General features: G+C 39.9%; 20 protein-coding genes. 8 read left to right on the forward strand and 12 right to left on the reverse strand.

What is annotated here, in order from left to right; all coding sequences use genetic code 11:
• Positions 1-97 precede the first annotated feature (97 nt).
• Both serC and ACFVS1_RS15985 read left to right on the forward strand, forming a co-directional pair.
• The gene (gene serC / locus ACFVS1_RS15980; protein WP_352922088.1) at positions 98-1,201 is read left to right on the forward strand and encodes a 3-phosphoserine/phosphohydroxythreonine transaminase; all 1,104 of its coding nucleotides are present in this window, start codon (positions 98-100) and stop codon (positions 1,199-1,201) included.
• A 126-nt stretch (positions 1,202-1,327) separates the two neighbouring features.
• Positions 1,328-1,846 (forward strand): tryptophan transporter, encoded by a 519-nt coding sequence (locus ACFVS1_RS15985; RefSeq protein ID WP_352922090.1) that lies wholly within the window; start codon positions 1,328-1,330, stop codon positions 1,844-1,846.
• Positions 1,847-1,944: 98 nt separating this feature from the next.
• On the opposite strand, the gene yhzF is transcribed toward ACFVS1_RS15985, so the two are convergent.
• Positions 1,945-2,148, reverse strand: coding sequence for a membrane protein YhzF (gene yhzF, locus ACFVS1_RS26910; RefSeq protein ID WP_483878254.1), 204 nt, complete (start codon positions 2,146-2,148; stop codon positions 1,945-1,947).
• A gap of 286 nt (positions 2,149-2,434) precedes the next feature.
• Here yhzF and ACFVS1_RS15990 point away from each other — a divergent pair, with 286 nt between their 5' ends.
• Together ACFVS1_RS15990 and ACFVS1_RS15995 are read left to right on the forward strand one after the other, a co-directional pair.
• Complete coding sequence (locus tag ACFVS1_RS15990) at positions 2,435-2,797, forward strand: YtxH domain-containing protein (protein ID WP_241590673.1); 363 nt, start codon at positions 2,435-2,437, stop codon at positions 2,795-2,797.
• A 191-nt stretch (positions 2,798-2,988) separates the two neighbouring features.
• Positions 2,989-3,567, forward strand: a complete 579-nt coding sequence (locus tag ACFVS1_RS15995; protein WP_144550769.1) for an HTH-type transcriptional regulator Hpr — start codon at positions 2,989-2,991, stop codon at positions 3,565-3,567.
• Between the two features lie 2 nt (positions 3,568-3,569).
• Here ACFVS1_RS15995 and ACFVS1_RS16000 read toward each other — a convergent pair whose 3' ends face one another.
• Positions 3,570-3,896, reverse strand: a complete 327-nt coding sequence (locus ACFVS1_RS16000; protein WP_352922092.1) for a DUF1878 family protein — start codon at positions 3,894-3,896, stop codon at positions 3,570-3,572.
• Between the two features lie 396 nt (positions 3,897-4,292).
• Here ACFVS1_RS16000 and ACFVS1_RS16005 point away from each other — a divergent pair, with 396 nt between their 5' ends.
• Together ACFVS1_RS16005 and ACFVS1_RS16010 are read left to right on the forward strand one after the other, a co-directional pair.
• Positions 4,293-4,679, forward strand: coding sequence for a DUF3267 domain-containing protein (locus ACFVS1_RS16005; RefSeq protein ID WP_352922684.1), 387 nt, complete (start codon positions 4,293-4,295; stop codon positions 4,677-4,679).
• 108 nt (positions 4,680-4,787) lie between these two features.
• Positions 4,788-4,970 (forward strand): hypothetical protein, encoded by a 183-nt coding sequence (locus ACFVS1_RS16010; RefSeq protein WP_352922094.1) that lies wholly within the window; start codon positions 4,788-4,790, stop codon positions 4,968-4,970.
• A 113-nt stretch (positions 4,971-5,083) separates the two neighbouring features.
• Here the strand turns inward: ACFVS1_RS16010 and ACFVS1_RS16015 are convergent, their stop codons facing one another.
• Entirely contained in the window at positions 5,084-5,167 is an 84-nt protein-coding gene (locus ACFVS1_RS16015) for a YjcZ family sporulation protein (protein WP_076367288.1), read from the reverse strand.
• A 181-nt stretch (positions 5,168-5,348) separates the two neighbouring features.
• Positions 5,349-5,432, reverse strand: coding sequence for a YjcZ family sporulation protein (locus ACFVS1_RS16020; RefSeq protein ID WP_241590740.1), 84 nt, complete (start codon positions 5,430-5,432; stop codon positions 5,349-5,351).
• Positions 5,433-5,632: 200 nt separating this feature from the next.
• Here ACFVS1_RS16020 and ACFVS1_RS16025 point away from each other — a divergent pair, with 200 nt between their 5' ends.
• Positions 5,633-6,499, forward strand: a complete 867-nt coding sequence (locus ACFVS1_RS16025; protein ID WP_352922095.1) for a peptidylprolyl isomerase — start codon at positions 5,633-5,635, stop codon at positions 6,497-6,499.
• A 56-nt stretch (positions 6,500-6,555) separates the two neighbouring features.
• On the opposite strand, the gene ACFVS1_RS16030 is transcribed toward ACFVS1_RS16025, so the two are convergent.
• The 8 genes from ACFVS1_RS16030 to cysK form a co-directional block, all read right to left on the reverse strand.
• Positions 6,556-6,738: a sporulation YhaL family protein gene (locus ACFVS1_RS16030; protein ID WP_053344914.1), complete on the reverse strand. Its 183-nt coding sequence runs from the start codon at positions 6,736-6,738 to the stop codon at positions 6,556-6,558.
• Between the two features lie 99 nt (positions 6,739-6,837).
• Positions 6,838-7,776 carry a 3'-5' exoribonuclease YhaM gene (yhaM, locus tag ACFVS1_RS16035; RefSeq protein WP_034314712.1) on the reverse strand — a complete coding sequence of 313 codons (939 nt, stop codon included), beginning with the start codon at positions 7,774-7,776 and terminating at the stop codon, positions 6,838-6,840.
• A gap of 178 nt (positions 7,777-7,954) precedes the next feature.
• Positions 7,955-8,653, reverse strand: coding sequence for a (2Fe-2S)-binding protein (locus ACFVS1_RS16040; RefSeq protein ID WP_387548724.1), 699 nt, complete (start codon positions 8,651-8,653; stop codon positions 7,955-7,957).
• Entirely contained in the window at positions 8,646-9,470 is an 825-nt protein-coding gene (locus ACFVS1_RS16045; protein ID WP_387548726.1) for an ABC transporter ATP-binding protein, read from the reverse strand. Before ACFVS1_RS16045 ends, ACFVS1_RS16040 begins: the two co-directional genes overlap by 8 nt.
• A 274-nt stretch (positions 9,471-9,744) precedes the next feature.
• Positions 9,745-10,152, reverse strand: a complete 408-nt coding sequence (locus ACFVS1_RS16050) for a hypothetical protein (protein ID WP_352922686.1) — start codon at positions 10,150-10,152, stop codon at positions 9,745-9,747.
• Positions 10,153-10,193: 41 nt separating this feature from the next.
• Positions 10,194-13,214 (reverse strand): ATP-binding protein, encoded by a 3,021-nt coding sequence (locus ACFVS1_RS16055; protein WP_387548728.1) that lies wholly within the window; start codon positions 13,212-13,214, stop codon positions 10,194-10,196.
• Between the two features lie 21 nt (positions 13,215-13,235).
• Positions 13,236-14,435: a metallophosphoesterase family protein gene (locus ACFVS1_RS16060; RefSeq protein ID WP_387549395.1), complete on the reverse strand. Its 1,200-nt coding sequence runs from the start codon at positions 14,433-14,435 to the stop codon at positions 13,236-13,238.
• Positions 14,436-14,615: 180 nt separating this feature from the next.
• A complete protein-coding gene (gene cysK / locus ACFVS1_RS16065; RefSeq protein ID WP_352922102.1) occupies positions 14,616-15,539 on the reverse strand; it encodes a cysteine synthase A in 924 nt (307 codons plus the stop codon).
• Positions 15,540-15,832: 293 nt separating this feature from the next.
• Between cysK and ACFVS1_RS16070 the strand changes: the two genes are divergently transcribed.
• The gene (locus ACFVS1_RS16070) at positions 15,833-16,021 is read left to right on the forward strand and encodes a YhzD family protein (protein ID WP_387548730.1); all 189 of its coding nucleotides are present in this window, start codon (positions 15,833-15,835) and stop codon (positions 16,019-16,021) included.
• Positions 16,022-16,105 lie beyond the last annotated feature (84 nt).

Genomic DNA, 16,105 nt, shown 5'->3' on the forward strand with positions numbered 1-16,105 from the left:
AAAATTCTAAATTTTCCTCCTATTGAATTTAGTTTTCTGGTAGGATATATGAATAGTCTCAAATACTTTATCACATAGTCGCATAGGAGGAAAAAAATTGAAACGTGCACGCAATTTTAACGCTGGGCCAGCCGCCCTTCCCTTAGAAGTTTTGCAAAGAGCCCAAAACGAATGGTTGAATATAGAGGATTCCGGTATGTCCGTCATGGAATTAAGCCATAGAAGTTCGGAATTCGAAAAAATTCATAACCATGCCATCCAATCATTAAAAGACCTTATGGAAATTCCTGAAAATTATGAAGTACTCCTGCTGCAAGGAGGAGCAAGTCTCCAATTCTCCATGATTCCCATGAACATTTTGAATGATGGAAAAAGGGCAGATTATGTCCTTACTGGTTCTTGGTCGGAAAAAGCATTAAAAGAAGCCAAAAAGGTTGGTGAAACGGCTGTAGTCGCTTCATCCAAAGATGAAAAATATTCATTCATCCCTAAAGTCGAAGATATCAAATTGAATGATGATGCTGCCTATCTTCATATCACAAGCAATAATACGATTTACGGAACACAATGGAAGGATTTCCCGGAAACAGGCAACATTCCTTTAGTAGCCGATATGTCAAGTGATATTCTCAGCAAAAAGATTGATATTAGTAAATTCGGCATCATCTATGCAGGTGCACAAAAGAATCTAGGTCCGTCTGGAATCACAGTCGTTATCATCCGCAAAGATTTAATAACGGATAATGACAAAATCCCATCCATGATGAACTATTCTATCCATTCAAAAAATAATTCTTTATACAACACTCCTCCGACATTGGCCATTTACTTATTGTCACTTGTGTTGGATTGGGCAAAAGAACAGGGCGGCGTGGAAAAGATTGCTGAGATCAATGAAGAAAAAGCAAAAGTCATTTACGATGCCATCGACGGCAGTGATGGTTTTTATAAAGGCCATGCCCTACCGGACAGCCGTTCATTAATGAATGTAACGTTCACGCTTCCGTCTGAAGAAGCTGAAGTACAATTCCTTAAAGAAGTGAAGCAAGCTGGATTCGTAGGACTGAACGGTCACCGTTCCATTGGCGGCTGCAGAGCATCCATCTATAATGCGGTCCCTCTAGCCCATTGCCAGGACCTTGCTGATTTCATGAAGAAATTCCAGGAATCGTATAAAGCGAAGGAAGCTCAAACCCTTTAATTCCAACAAATATAACTTCTAAAAAAATAGGACTTATGATATACTATTTTAAACTTCTTGCAACAGGCAATAGTGCATTGTTGAAGAAATGATGTTAGTTGAGATGAGAATAGGAGAGATGAGTAAATGAAAACGAAAACCCTTGTGTCACTGTCCCTATTAATCGGGATTGGGGCTGCCCTGCATTTTATCGTACCTGGATTCTTCCTTGGAATGAAACCGGATATGATGCTGTTGATGATGTTTTTGGCGATTACCCTGTTTCCCGCGAAGAAGAATGTATTCATTGTCGCCCTGGCAGCTGGAGCCATCTCTGCCATGACAACTACATTTCCTGGAGGACAGATTCCAAATATCATAGACAAATTGGCAACAGCCTTTCTGTTTTACCTTTTATTCATCAGTCTTAAGAAGTTTTCAACATCCGTTGTCACCGTTAGTATCTTGACTGCCGTAGGAACAATGATTTCCGGCGCTGTCTTCCTTGGTTCGGCTTATTATATCGTTTCCCTTCCAGGGCCTTTCGTGGCACTTTTCGGCGCAGTTGTACTTCCTGCCGTACTGTTAAATACAGTTGCGATGGTCATCATTTATCCAATTGTGAAAGGCATCGTAAGAAAATCAAATATACCCATTAATGCTTAAGCAGCAGGATCACCATACCTAAAAAAGCACCGGAATGTCCGGTGCTTTTTTTCCAATCTTATGAGTCTGGAATTCTAGTCACAATCCTCCTCCAATGATCAATGAATCAATATCCACATAAACCAAACGAAAAGCAGTAAAACCCCAGGGAGACCCATAGCGAAGGCTCTGGCCTGGAGCACCCTCTTGGGCGGATAGATGCCAGGAGTTTTTGCTTGCCTTAGAAAATACCCCATTCCGCACAGGCATACCAGCCCTAATAAAAAAATGATTTTCATTATTAACCCACCAGTGCCATCCATGTTCCGACAGCTTGTTTTTATTATCTATATGCTGCTCTTCCCTTTATATGTAGCATTATTAATAAAGCTTCAAGTTATTTTTAAATATTATATATTTACTCTATAAGTTTAAAAAAATATTTTTGTGATATAAAGATAAAATGGTCGATTCCCTTCCATAAGGATGAAAATTATGGTATTTTGATATCAATAGTATTTCTCTTCCTATTTATCATAATTTCCAATTGATCCAGCAGGGATTCAGACCATGGAAAGCGAAAACATATTATAAAATGAGGTGATCCTAATGAAAGCAAAATCATTACTAATTGGCTTTTTGACCGGAACAGTAGTAGCTGGTGCGGCAACCTTACTTTCAACACCTAGTTCAGGTAAAGACCTACGGACCCGCATCAAAACGAATACCGACGAAATTAAGAATACAATTGATGAGTTAAAGGTAAAAATGCTAAATATTAAAGATGACACGATGGAAGCTTCACAAATCAGCAAAGAAACGGTAAAAACCTTCATTTCGGATGTTCAGGTCGTTATCGAGAACTGGAAGCGGGAAATCGAACCCAATAAGGATGAATTATTGAAGAACGTTCAGGAAATTGAAAATTCATTGAAGGAATTGGAAGCGGCAGCACCTACTTCTAAAAATTAATAGCTGGCATCATCACACACAAGCTGATTCTCCATTTTTCCCAATAAATTACATGGTTTGTTGGTGAAGAATGGAGAATTCATTAAAAAAACTAAAATTTTCTAAAAATTTTGCAAATATTTATCTTTATTAATTTTTATTTTATTGTCATAATAAATATATAGAATCTTATAAGTAGGTGAGCCCATAATATGCAGAATAAAAATTATTCTATGAAAGAAGCAATGATTTTTAGTCAACGAATTGCACAATTAAGCAAAGCATTATGGAAATCAATTGAAAAAGATTGGCAGCAATGGATCAAGCCCTATGATTTAAATATCAATGAGCACCATATCCTTTGGATTGCCTACCATCTTAATGGCTCTTCCATTTCAGATGTTGCAAAATTTGGGGTCATGCATGTTTCTACGGCATTTAATTTTTCAAAAAAATTAGAGGAACGCGGGTACTTAACATTTTCAAAAAAAGAAAATGACAAAAGGAATACCTATATAGAGATCACAGCGGAAGGTGAAAAAATCCTACTTGATTTAATGGAGACATATGACCCAAGTAAGAACTCTGCTTTCTCGGGTGCACTTCCACTGCGTGAGCTTTATGGCAAGTTTCCGGATATGATTGAAATGATGGCCATCATCCGAAATATATACGGTGAAGACTTCATGCAAATCTTTGAACGATCCTTCGATAATATCGATCAGGAGTTTACTGATATGGAGGGTAAAATCACAAAAAAAAAGATAGAGAAAGAAACTGAGCCAGTTTAATCTCATACTCTATCCATTTCCTTCATGAATGATACATATAACCCCTGTGCGAGGCATGCATCAACGCATTCCTTTGTGGTTATTTTTGGATTAACCTTTCTTTCAAATTGAATAAAAAGCGGTCGAAAGTTCATATACCCTTCCGCTTTTTCTATTTCATAGCGTTTGCTCAAGATATCACATGTTTCCAATAATTCTTCCGCTTCCTTCTTCGTGAAATTTTTTTCCACAAATAGATAGTCCAACTTGGCCTCCGGATTGCGTATAAGTTTTAATAAAAGCCGTTGATGAAAACGGAGAATTTCTATTTCTTCATTTATATTTTTCATACATCACTAATCCCCAATCGATTCTTCAATTTAACATAAAAGGTTTGTAACCAATTTTTGATTTTTTACACTCAGTGATCCTTCTTATCCCTGGTTGCAAACCTGGCCTTAATGGCCCTTAGCCATGCTTACACACTAAAGTGATTTTATCTTGAATTTAATCCAAGAATTTCATTGCTTTTTCCACCCATTCATCGTAATGTATGTAAGTAAATTCAACAGCTTTGGAGGGCTGATTTCGAAATGAATTCGTGGAAAACAATTGACGTGGCAAAACAATATGGGAATTGCCGTCTGATCTTTTTTTCAGTTTTAACTATATTGATGTCTTTTGTTCTGATCTATACATTATTAAGTGTCTTTTCAACCCATGTTATTTTGTATGGCGATCAAACAATGGTATTTTTTAGCCTATTGCTCTTATTATATCCTGTTCACAAACTATTACACTATTTACCTTTACGATTATTATGTAAAAAAGTAAAAACTTCTTGGTCCTTGAAGTGGAACCTTGTGCTTACATGCAGAGTCAATGTGCATGATCCGATTCGAAAGCATCTTTATCTCTTTACCCTTGTGTTGCCTTTCTTCATTATGTCTACCATATTGATTGTTTGTGCCCTTAGTTTTCCGCATTACATCCATTATTTCACTATTTTATTATCCCTGCACACCGGATTATGCGTATCGGATTTTATTTATATAAAAAACTTGGTTGGTTCCCCAAGGAATTCCTTTATCGAGGAACATCTCGAAGGATACGATATACTCATTCAAAAGTGATTTCTTATTTATTTATAAAGATGCCTAATAAGATTTTTAGGTATCTTTTTTCATTATAATTTGGTATCGTATTTATACATGATGTTTTGCAAGGAGGGATTTTAGGTTTTGATCTCGTTCTCTTTTATTATTTTTGCTATTTTGATCCTTTTTAATATTAATAGAATGACAAACTCTTTATGCATTCAAAAGGAAATTGCTGAAGACCGGCAGCCTAAAGTATTCAGGACCATTAATGTATTAATTACTATTATGTTATTATCCTCCTATATTGAAATTTTGTATACGTAGAGATGAGCAACAAATGATGGCCATCATTTGTTACATACATTGGTGATACCCCGGAGCATTATCCACATAAAGAAAAAGGGCGAAGCAATCAGCTTCGCCTTTTGTTTATGAGTTTAGCACCAAGAAGCTCCAATGATGATTAACAGGATGAAAAGAACGACAATTAGAGCAAAGCCTCCACCTATTCCTCCAGACATTGATCTTCCTCCTTTCCATTCTTAAGTAATTGTAATTTCATGCACACCCTTAAATCCGCCAAAAGGAATCCATTCCTTTCTGAGCTTGATAATCAATTCGTCTTTTTTGAGCGGCTACCCTATCCTATTCAACTCCATAGCAAAAGGAGTGGGCTCTTTTCATTATTAATTTTGCAGCCAATTAGCAACAGGCTGATCCTACAATTATTAATAATATGAATAACACCACTAACAAAGCGAAGCCTCCGTTAAATCCATTACCCATTATGCTACCCCCTTTTGTTGTCCTCGATTTATCATATGTAATGGATTAATATCTGGGTAGGCGTACACCCACTTTTCAAAAAAATCTTATTCATACACCAATATATTATTTTTTGTAAAGTAACCAGAATATGTTATAGTTAATTTTGTGGAAATACGAAAAAATAGCAAACAAGAAACTTATAACTAGGAGTTGTTTTTATGAAGAAGTGGGCATTATCGATTGCTGTTACTGCAGGGCTGATCGGACTTACAGCATGCAACAGCGACAAGGAAGCAGTCGTGGAAACTAAAGCGGGGGATATAACTAAAGAAGAATTTTACAATGTAATGAAAGACCGTTATGGTGAAACCGTTCTTCAAGAACTTGTTTATGAAAAAGTTCTTTCTGAAAAATATACAGTAACGGATAAAGAAGTTAAAGCTAAAACGGACGAACTTAAAGAGCAAATGGGTGAAAATTTCGAAACGGCCCTTGCCTCTTCCGGATATAAGAGCGAAGATGATCTTAAACGTGCACTTAAAATCGGCATGCTTCAAGAAAAAGCAGCCGTTGCCGATATAAAAGTTAAAGAAGCTGATGTGAAAAAAGCTTATGAAGACTATAAACCACAAATCAAAGCGAGACATATTCTAGTGAAAGACCAAAAAACAGCCAACGAAGTTAAAGCTAAATTGGACAAAGGCGAAGACTTCGCTAAACTAGCAAAAGAATATTCAACAGACACAGGCACAGCTGAAAAAGGCGGGGAGCTAGGCTGGTTCGGAAAAGGTGAAATGGTTCCTGCATTTGAAGAGCAAGCTTACAAAATGAAGAAAGATGAAATCAGCAAGCCGATTAAATCCGATTATGGCTACCACATCATCCAACTTCAAGATACAAAAGAAAAAAAACCATACAAAGATATGAAAAAAGATCTTGAATATGATTTGAAAGTCGCTCAAATTGACCAAACTAAAGTTCAGGACATTTTGAATTCAGAAGTCAAAAAAGCGGACGTGAAGATTAAAGACGAAGATCTAAAAGACGCCATCACTTCCGGTGACGCAGCCAATGCTGAAAAATAATTGAATCGTAAAAAGCGACAGGACTTTGACCTGTCGCTTTTTTTTCATGATTCGAGCTATGCTCCCTGATTTATATCCTTTTTACGCCTCTCGCGCTCTTCTTCCATGCGTTCAATGTACTTCTGACCTTCCTTCTCAATCCAAGCATCATCTATGAGACGTTCCTGCCTAGCTGTCCAAATTGACATGACTGCACTGACAATTATCCCAATAAACACGAACCAGATCCAAATTGGCATGTCCATTCCCTCCCAAAAAATCTACTATTCATTTACTAGAGAATATGCGCGAACAAAAAAAATATGCTTCTTTCTCCATCGAGAAAGAAGCATATTTCATTAAAATGTTGGTTTATAGAATGAACGATTATCGAGCGCGAAAACTCTTTCCGTAAATTCACCCGGTTTCACTTTTTCCAAGGCCCGGTCCATCATATTTATCTTGGCATCCATATTATCAATATAATGCAGCACTTCCGCTTCCCTAACCATTGGCGGCTTGGGACTGCCCCACTCAGCTTTACCATGGTGGCTTAGTATCAGGTGCTTGAGAATCATGATTTCTTCCGCTTCAATGCCCAATTCCTCTGCAGCTTTACCGACTTCATTCACCATGATGGTGATGTGCCCCAACAAGTTCCCTTCCACTGTATAAACTGTCGAAACAGGTCCGGATAGCTCATGTACCTTTCCAAGGTCATGCAGAATGACTCCTGCATACAAAAGATCCTTATTGAGCGAAGGATATAGGGTTGAAATGGCCTTAGCCAGCCCTAGCATCGATACAACGTGATAGGCCAGTCCCGACATATACTCATGATGGTTCTTGGTGGCAGCAGGAAACGTCAGGAATTCATTCTGATATTTTTTAATGAGGTGCCTAGTCACCCTTTGGATATTCGGATTCCTCATTTCAAAAATGAATTGAGTGATGGTTTCCATCATTTCTTCCTGACTTAAAGGCGCCGTTTGAATTAGATCGGCTTTCGTGACCCCATCAGTATCTGAAGTAATTCTAATGTTACGGATTTTCAATTGGCTGCGTCCTCGATAATTCTGGACTTCCCCTTGAACTTTCACCGTAGCTTCCGCACAGTAGGTTTTCTCATCAGCCTCGGAAACATCCCATAGCTTTGCCTCGATCTCCCCGGTTTTATCGCACAAAATCAATGTTAAAAACGGCTTTCCATTACTTGCCACCGCTTTTGTGCTCGTTTTAATGTACATATATATATCTACTACTTCACCAATTCCGTAGTGTATGATCCCATTTCCCATGCGACTGCCTCCGTTCAATTAAATATCAACATTATAACATACCAACCTCGTTAATGCGTTTAGTTTTCGTTAATAAGTGGAGGACAATGGACAGAAAAGCCTAGGCTGACCGTCGCTCTTATCACTCCACAAGAAAACCAGGCTTGACCCCAAGCCTGGCTCTCCAATCCAATCTATTTCAACAGTTTTTGTTCGGACAATACGCGCACTTTTCCTGGCCCTCCATTCGGTAATATAAACAGCATGTCACCCGTTTATAAGGATTCATGGACGCCGGAACACTTTTTTCCCCAATGAATCGTTTAAAGGGGGAACGTGTTTCAATATTCAGCCATACTTCATCTTCAAGCAGCATTTCAATGTCCTTTTCAACTCGCGTCTTTATATCAGTCTGCTTCAATAACTCACTAAACATCCATACCGTATAGCTCCAAATATTTTCCCAGAGTACTAGTTTCGATATTTTAGCAGTTCCGGAAAAGAAGCGAATGGCATCAGCACCAAAGCTGCTCAATATGGAATGGAGGGCAGTTGGGCTTTCCTTTTCCGAGACATTGCTCCAACTGTTGGTTTTCAGCAAAAAATTCGGGAGCCACTGTTCATCTTCCGGATCATCCAAAACACCAATGTCCTGAAGTGTGCCTTCCCAGATAAGCCGATGTTTGCTTAACATGTAAAATTGTGCCGTGACAAAAAAAGCATAGCGTCTGAACCACATTGAAATGGCTATCCCTGACGATTCCGCCCCAGTCCGGGCTTTAGCATACTGAATAAGTTCATCAGCATGATTGAAGGTTTTGGAAACTTTGGCTTCATCTCCGAAGGATATGCGATATCCTTGCAGCTCTTTTTCCATGGATGGTATGAGGTTATGCATTGGCCAGCGCTTTTACCTGACTTTGGGCGTAGCGGCCTTTACCAAACGGGACGCAAATGGGACTGCCGAAAATTGGATCAAAGGATATTTGGCAGTCCATGCTGAATACATGCTGTACCAATTCAGGCGTGATGATATCCTCTGGCCGGCCTTGAGCATGTATCGACCCATCTTTAAGTGCCACCAGATTATCCGCATAACGGCAAGCCAAATTCAAATCATGAAGCACCATCACGATCGTTCTGTTCTCAAACTCATTCAAGTCGAACAATAAGTCCAAAATCTCGATTTGATGGGTCATATCAAGATATGTAGTCGGTTCATCCAATAAAATGATGTCAGTATCCTGAGCCAGCGTCATTGCTATCCATGCCCGTTGCTTCTGGCCTCCCGATAATTCATCGACTGCCTGATCCTTTAAATCGGTCAGGTTGGTTGCTTCAATCGCCTTTTGAACTTTTTCTTCATCCACGGAACTCCATTGTTTCAACCAACTTTGATAAGGATATCTTCCTTGTTTAACAAGCTGATATACTGTAAGCCCTTCAGGAGCAACCGGGGATTGCGGAAGAATCGCCATCTTTCTTGCTACATCCTTCGATGACATGGTCGAGATCGCTTTGCCTTCGAGCAAAACTGAGCCGGATTGAGGTTTTAACAATCGGGCAACAGACCTTAGAAGTGTTGATTTTCCACAACCATTAGCACCGATGAATACCGTGATCTCCCCTTTGGGTATTTCTATATTCATATCATTTATAATTAATTTATCACCATAACCGAGCGATAAAGACTGAGTGTTAATAGCTGGTCGCATTAAAATACTCCCCTTTTAGTCTAATAATACTAGTTTAATGAAAATGATTCTCACTGTCAATCTTAAAAAAGAATATAAACCAAAAACTCCATGCCCATTCCTGTTATGATTCATTAAAGGGAATGCTCCTTTAAAGATATGAAGCTTCCTTTGGAAACATTAATGCCATTTTCCCTTACGGAGCATGTAGTTCCCGATTTATGAGTGCGTGCCTCCCCGCCGGGCTAGACACATCTCCATTTAGGGAAAAAAAGCCCTCCATATGGAGGGCTTTTTAACCGACCAGCAGCCGATTTGTACAATGAGCCAAGGATTCATCCCTAATGAAGGTAAATAAATCCTGATCGATAAAAGGAATTAATCCTTCTGCAATATTCCATGCATTGACCTCTATTTGATAAAGGATTTCTGATTTCCCTGTACTGTGCAGCTCCTCACTAAGCACAGCAAGATCGGGGTCAGATGCGTGCCCCATCTCATGCGTGAGGATCACCCATGTATATTCCTCAAGTCTTGCAAGCGAGCCTAGGGAGCGTTCACACTGAATTTCGATATCTCTCTCATATAACGTGATGCTATGTCCTTTGGCAGAATATTTCCCCCCCACACATCGTTTATCAGGAAACTCCTTTTCGATGATTAACTTCAAAGAAGAATCATGGTGGCCTACAAACTCATTCATATTCACTGACTTCACTCTCTTTATCTATAGTTTAAAACCCATTATATTTCGGGGATGATCAAATCATTCATATCCTGGCGCAATACAGGACCAGATAGACGAATCACTTGATTTTCGCTAAAGTACTCCCTTATATATCGGTGACAGGTAAAAAATAAAATTTGCCGCTTTTCCGAAACTTTTTTCAATAATTCGAGCATCCGTTTTGTCCTTTCCGCATCAAAATTGACGAAACTATCATCAATGATGAGAGGGAATGAATCATTTTCAAAAGTATGATCAGCAAGTGCGAGCCTTAGGGAAACATAAATTTGTTCTGCTGTCCCGCGGCTGACCTCTTCAACCCTGAAACTCAAACCATCATTGCGCTGTACCCAAATTCCTTCTCCCGACTGATCAAGGATGATTTTACGGTAGCTCCCATTCGTTAAAAAGGAAAAGTGCCGCTCGGCATCGGCGATGACCTTCGGTAGGCGTTCCCTTTTATATCGGTCCAATGTTTTATTCAATAAGCTTTTGGCTATTGCCAATTTCGCCCATTCCTTCGCCTCTTCGTTAAAAGCAGCTTTTTCTTCATAAAAACGATAAAGCAGGTCATCATAAATCCCTGAAACTTCAAGCTGTTTTATCTTATGCTTCGCATCCGCCTGCTTCTCTAATAAAAGGGATTTCACCTTTACAAAATCCTTCCGTTTCCTTTCTATATTTTCAACGGTATAAGTACTGATCCCCCGTTTTAAGTAAGTTTGGATTTGATCAGGCAGCATTCTGGATTGGCCAATTTGAATGGTAATCAAATCAAGCTGTTTTTGTAAAGTGATTTTCTTTTCGGACAATGCAGCGTCATGCCTGAATTCTTCCTCGTCCTTGACCTTCGCTAACTTAAAAAGCATTTCCATTTCTGCAACAAGATAGCCATTTTCCATCGTCAGCTGCTCGATTTCATTCGTCAAACGACTTCTTTCCTGCATCCATTGCGTTAGTTGAACGGAGAATTCAACCGCTTTATTCAATTCCCGTTTCAAGAGGCCAATCGCTTCCCGCCATGTGGATGGTTCAAAATCAAGGCTGTGTGCAAAATGAAATAAAGCATTTGATTTACCCTCAAATTCTGCCTGCAGAAAATTATGCCTCTTGATTGTTTCATATTTCCTATCAACGGCTTCCTTCCATTTCTCAAGAAGTTCAAATACGGATTCAAGATTGATTTCCATTCCGGAATAATCCAGACCCCAACCGCTTAAGATGCTCCTCAAATCTTTATCCAACCGGTCCCTCCTATCTTCCCAATCGGCATATTCCTGAATGGTCGATTCAAACGCTTCCTCCCTTTCTACATATTTGAAGCTTTCACTTTCAATACGCCTTTGGAGACGTTGGTCCAGTTCAAGCAGCCGACCCATCGACTCACCTTCACTCTCCCTATTGACCTCACTCCCAATTGCTGCCCTTTTCCTTTTCAACTCATCCAATTGCCTGGTATACCCGGACAATATATCTTCACCTTTAAAAAGATACCTGGAAACCGTAAACAGAACAGCCACGGCTAGAAGTATCAACCCCAACAAAATCTGTTCACTGAAATAGCTTCCGATCGCACCTAAACAAAGAAGTACTATTAAACTCCCATTCATGATATGTGAACGTTTGCGGTTAACCGCTTCCTTCTTCCTCTGTAATGCCAATTGCTTTTCAAGTTCAAGTATTTGTTCATCAAGAATAAGCGACTGTGCTGCTTCAAATTCGATGTTATTCTGCTTGTTGTATAAGGACTCCAGCTCGATTCTTTTTTCATCTGGCATTAACTGGGCCTTTAACTCCTTCAAGCGGGCTTCTATCGTTTCCAGACTTCCCTTTTGCCGTTCATATTTCTCATCAAGCTGCTTTTTATCATTTTGGAGTTGATGCTTCTCCCTCTCGGCCCTTTTCACCTTTTCCTTCATGAATGTACTGATATCCAGTTTCCTTATTTCATCATCAGAGACATCCAAGAATAATTCCTGCTTCACCTTTTCGATATTTTTTTCTTCCAACAGCCTTTCGTGTTCCGCTTTTCTCATATCCAGCTCGAGCTTCTCCAGCAATGTTCCTTGATCGATTGCATGTTCAATTTGCTCTTTATGCTCCTTGATAAACGGATTGATTTCGATTTCCGTAAGTTTTCCCTCAAGTTTTTCCTTTTTCTCAGTCAATGCCGCAAGTTGGGCTTTCATGGGCATTCCAACTGCCTGTAGCTGTTCAAGTCTTTTTAAGCCATCAACAGGAAAACTCACTGCCGGAATTTTACTTATTTCGGCCTCAAGTTCCCCCTGTTCTTCAACCAAGGGTTTAATTCGCAAAAAAGTACTCACGTTAACAAGGTTTTTTTCAATCTCTTGAATATCTTCCGTGACTTTAGAGAGCTCCTCCTTAAGTTTTGCTTCTTCCTGAAGTAATGCCGTATACGACTGCTGTTCTTCTTCTGATGCTTTCACCTTTTTCTGCAATTCCTTAAGTTCTTTCAATCTCACATTCAGTAAAGGTTTTTGGCCTGATGGCTTGAACCTTGAATCGAGCTCTTTTTGTAATTTCGTTTCGGCTTCAAGAAGTTTATCATTTCCGATCAGCCCAGCAGAAAGCAGATATTTACTCATGGTCCCTTCACTTAGTGTATGTAACCCTTGCAGCCCTTGAAGGTCGAAAGAAAAAATGGCTTGGTAATAGCTTTTATCTACGCCATGGAGAATCTCATTCAATTCTTCCTCGCCGCCGACCCTTCCATCTTCGAAGGTCAATTTTACATCGCCAGTAGCTTTTCCCTTCACACGCTCAATAACGATTTCCCCATCTTTTTTTGTGACGAGACTGAGCCTTCCCCCATATTTAGCATGCATTTTGGGCTCGTAACGCGGTTCATTTTGAACCTTTGTCGGAAAACCAAACAGCATACTATGAATGAAAGACATGATGGTTGACTTGCCCGATTCATTTTCCCCAAAGAAAATCTGCATCTGTCCCAATTCAGGAAAACGCTGATTTTCCAGTTTGCCGTAACCATAAACATGGAGGTCTTTAATAATCAAATCCGTTCCTCCTCCCTACACTCATTTTTTCGCATCAAAAACTTGCAAAAGCCATCTTTCCGCTTCATCCACAAGTTCCCTCTGCTCTTTTGGCTCTATTGTATCAAGAAACCTTCTTGCACCCGGATGAATATAAAGCGGGGCCAGAGCAGCTTCCGTATCATCAAATTCAGATGCAAGCATGGATACCTCAGCCATAAATGGCAATAATGTTTCATTTGACCTAATCATCTGCATCGACTGGATGACTTTGATTTTATACACCCAGACAAACGATTCCCCTTGGTCCTCTTCCTGCATGATCCGGGTCAATTCTTCAAGATATTCCCCGGACACTGCTGCATTACCTGCATCCAGCTTCAATTCCAAAAGAAAGCTTCTCCCATCGAAGCCCTTCCGTTCCATTACTTCCCTGCATTGCTTGAACAGGGCATCAAATCCACCATCAGCGGTTATTTCAATTGTTTCGCTTTCCCAAATCACTTCAGAAGTTTCAATAAAGGAATGACGCTTCATGTCCCCGTCGAATTCGACGAGCAGGCACCCTTTAACGCCAGACTCCTTTCTGTTCCTGCCTTGAATATTTCCTGGGTATATCACTAGCGGATCTTCTGAAACCACCTGATGCTTATGAATATGGCCTAATGCCCAGTAATCGAAATCTTTGCCAGCTAGTTCCTTCAATGAAAAAGGGGCGTATGGGCTATGTTCGGAATTGCCTTCCAAATTCCCATGAAGCAGACCTATATGATAATCGGCCCCTTCGGCTTTTATGTAGGTTTCGATCATTCTCTCCCTTACGTGACGCCGCGGATAACTGAACCCATAAAGGTGGACAGTCGTCCCATCGATTTTTTCAAATCGTTTCACTTCTGTTTGCCCTGAAAATACGTGGACATTTTCCGGCAGCTCCACAGTAATCCATGAGCCGCTGAGATGATCATGGTTACCATGAATGATATAGGCAGGGATCTGATGCTGCTGGAGTTTTTCCATTTCGGTCCGAAAGCGGACCTGTGTCCGGAGACTCCGATTTTCCCCGTCAAATAGATCCCCCGATAACACGATAAAGTCAACCTGACGGGAAATTGCTTCATTAATGATTGTTTGAAAAGCTTTAAACGGGCTTTCCCTTAATTCCTTTAATATAGATGACGGCATATCCTTCAACCCTGAAAAGGGACTATCCAGATGGAGATCCGCCGCATGAATGAACCTCACACCGCTCAATAGTGTCACCTCGATTTCTATCAATATTTCACATTTAATTTTAACACAAACAGAACATACTTTCCCATACAATAGTATCTTAATAGGTCATCATGCAGTATGGGCAAATTCAACAGGAAAAAGACCGAATGGCGTGAACATTGTTTCATGCACGGCATTCGGTCTTTTTCATCATTCAAAAATATTCATACTTAAATAGCGTTCACCATTATCCGGTGCAATGCATAATACTCGCTTTCCACTTCCAAGACGACGGGCTTCCTGCAGGGCAGTCCAGACAGATGCACCTCCTGAAGGTCCAATCAATATACCTTCCTTCGAAGCCAGATCCTTCATGGTGGATATCGCATCTTCATCAGCCGCTTGAACGATTTCATCAAATACCTCTGTATTTAAGATGGTGGGGATAAATCCAGGGCTCGTACCCACTAACTTATGAGGGCCAGGCTTTCCGCCGGAAAGAACTGGGGAACCCTTAGGCTCGACAACTACAACCCTTAAATCCGGCAGATGTTCTTTTAAGGCTTCACCTGTACCGGTAATCGTTCCTCCCGTTCCAGCAGTAGCGACAAACACATCAAGGTTTCCATCCATCTGATCTAGAATCTCGACTGCTGTCGTCACTCTGTGTATATCAGGATTGGCTTGGTTTTCGAATTGCTGCGGAATAAAGCTATTAGGAATTTCTGCGGCTAGTTCCTCAGCTTTACGAATGGCTCCCGGCATCCGCTCTGCTGCAGGGGTGAGGACAACTTCCGCTCCGTATGCCTTTAAGATATTGATTCTTTCTTTCGACATATTATCCGGCATGACCATAATCGCCCGATACCCCTTTGCCGCGGCGTTCATAGCAAGTCCAATACCAGTATTCCCTGATGTTGGTTCTATGATCGTAGCCCCGGATTGAATGATGCCGTCCAGTTCAGCCTGCCTAATTAAGTTGAAGGCAGCCCGATCTTTTACACTGCGGCTCGGATTGAAATATTCAAGTTTTACAAATACTTCAGCGTCACCCTCCGCTGTTAAATGATTAATCCTTACAACAGGTGTATTTCCTATCAATTCAGTGATATTATTAACGATTTTTACCGTCATTCAAAAAATCCCCCTTCAATCCATACACTTCCTAGATGCACTTTTACTCATTTATTATATCATTTATGATTTTTCATTTAAAAGAGAGAATTCCTCTAGTATAAATAGGTTTTGTTTTGAAGTTAGTTCGGTATAGTTATTGTCCATCGCTTTTCACGAGATTCAGCTACTTATCAAATTCCCTGTCTTAACATATTTCCCTTACATAACAATAGTCAAAATTGACAGATAATGATAAAATTTTTATAACAGTTCCTAAGATAATAACATTTTTGATAAGGGAGTTTTTGAAAATGAGCAGAATATACAAACTAACCGTTTTTGAACCGACAGGGGAAAAACTATTGGATGAATCATTTACAGCCGAGAATGATGAACAAGCTAAAGAATTGGGAGAAAATCTATTGAAGGAAAAAAACTATCAAGGACGAACACATCGCTGTACATCACCTTCAGGCGCTTTATTGCTTTTTCATCGCTGATTGAAAATGGAAGCGTAATCACTAAAATCATGATCTAGTTTCAGACACATTCCTTATATAAAAAGGCCGTCACAATAACGCGAC

The organism is Peribacillus sp. NPDC058075 (genome assembly GCF_042885195.1).
GTDB lineage: Bacteria > Bacillota > Bacilli > Bacillales > DSM-1321 > Peribacillus.

Excerpts from the sequence above, each read along its gene's own strand:
- ACFVS1_RS15995 (WP_144550769.1), top strand. The coding sequence starts at position 2,989 with ATGCAGAATAAAAATTATTCTATGAAAGAAGCAATGATTTTTAGTCAA.
- ACFVS1_RS16005 (WP_352922684.1), top strand. The coding sequence starts at position 4,293 with ATGGTATTTTTTAGCCTATTGCTCTTATTATATCCTGTTCACAAACTA.
- ACFVS1_RS16030 (WP_053344914.1), bottom strand. The coding sequence starts at position 6,738 with ATGCCAATTTGGATCTGGTTCGTGTTTATTGGGATAATTGTCAGTGCA.
- ACFVS1_RS16000 (WP_352922092.1), bottom strand. The coding sequence starts at position 3,896 with ATGAAAAATATAAATGAAGAAATAGAAATTCTCCGTTTTCATCAACGG.
- yhzF (WP_483878254.1), bottom strand. The coding sequence starts at position 2,148 with ATGGATGGCACTGGTGGGTTAATAATGAAAATCATTTTTTTATTAGGG.
- yhaM (WP_034314712.1), bottom strand. The coding sequence starts at position 7,776 with ATGGGAAATGGGATCATACACTACGGAATTGGTGAAGTAGTAGATATA.
- ACFVS1_RS16020 (WP_241590740.1), bottom strand. The coding sequence starts at position 5,432 with ATGGGTAATGGATTTAACGGAGGCTTCGCTTTGTTAGTGGTGTTATTC.
- ACFVS1_RS16045 (WP_387548726.1), bottom strand. The coding sequence starts at position 9,470 with ATGCGACCAGCTATTAACACTCAGTCTTTATCGCTCGGTTATGGTGAT.
- ACFVS1_RS16070 (WP_387548730.1), top strand. The coding sequence starts at position 15,833 with ATGAGCAGAATATACAAACTAACCGTTTTTGAACCGACAGGGGAAAAA.
- ACFVS1_RS16050 (WP_352922686.1), bottom strand. The coding sequence starts at position 10,152 with ATGAATGAGTTTGTAGGCCACCATGATTCTTCTTTGAAGTTAATCATC.
- ACFVS1_RS15985 (WP_352922090.1), top strand. The coding sequence starts at position 1,328 with ATGAAAACGAAAACCCTTGTGTCACTGTCCCTATTAATCGGGATTGGG.
- ACFVS1_RS15990 (WP_241590673.1), top strand. The coding sequence starts at position 2,435 with ATGAAAGCAAAATCATTACTAATTGGCTTTTTGACCGGAACAGTAGTA.
- ACFVS1_RS16025 (WP_352922095.1), top strand. The coding sequence starts at position 5,633 with ATGAAGAAGTGGGCATTATCGATTGCTGTTACTGCAGGGCTGATCGGA.
- cysK (WP_352922102.1), bottom strand. The coding sequence starts at position 15,539 with ATGACGGTAAAAATCGTTAATAATATCACTGAATTGATAGGAAATACA.
- ACFVS1_RS16015 (WP_076367288.1), bottom strand. The coding sequence starts at position 5,167 with ATGTCTGGAGGAATAGGTGGAGGCTTTGCTCTAATTGTCGTTCTTTTC.
- ACFVS1_RS16040 (WP_387548724.1), bottom strand. The coding sequence starts at position 8,653 with ATGCATAACCTCATACCATCCATGGAAAAAGAGCTGCAAGGATATCGC.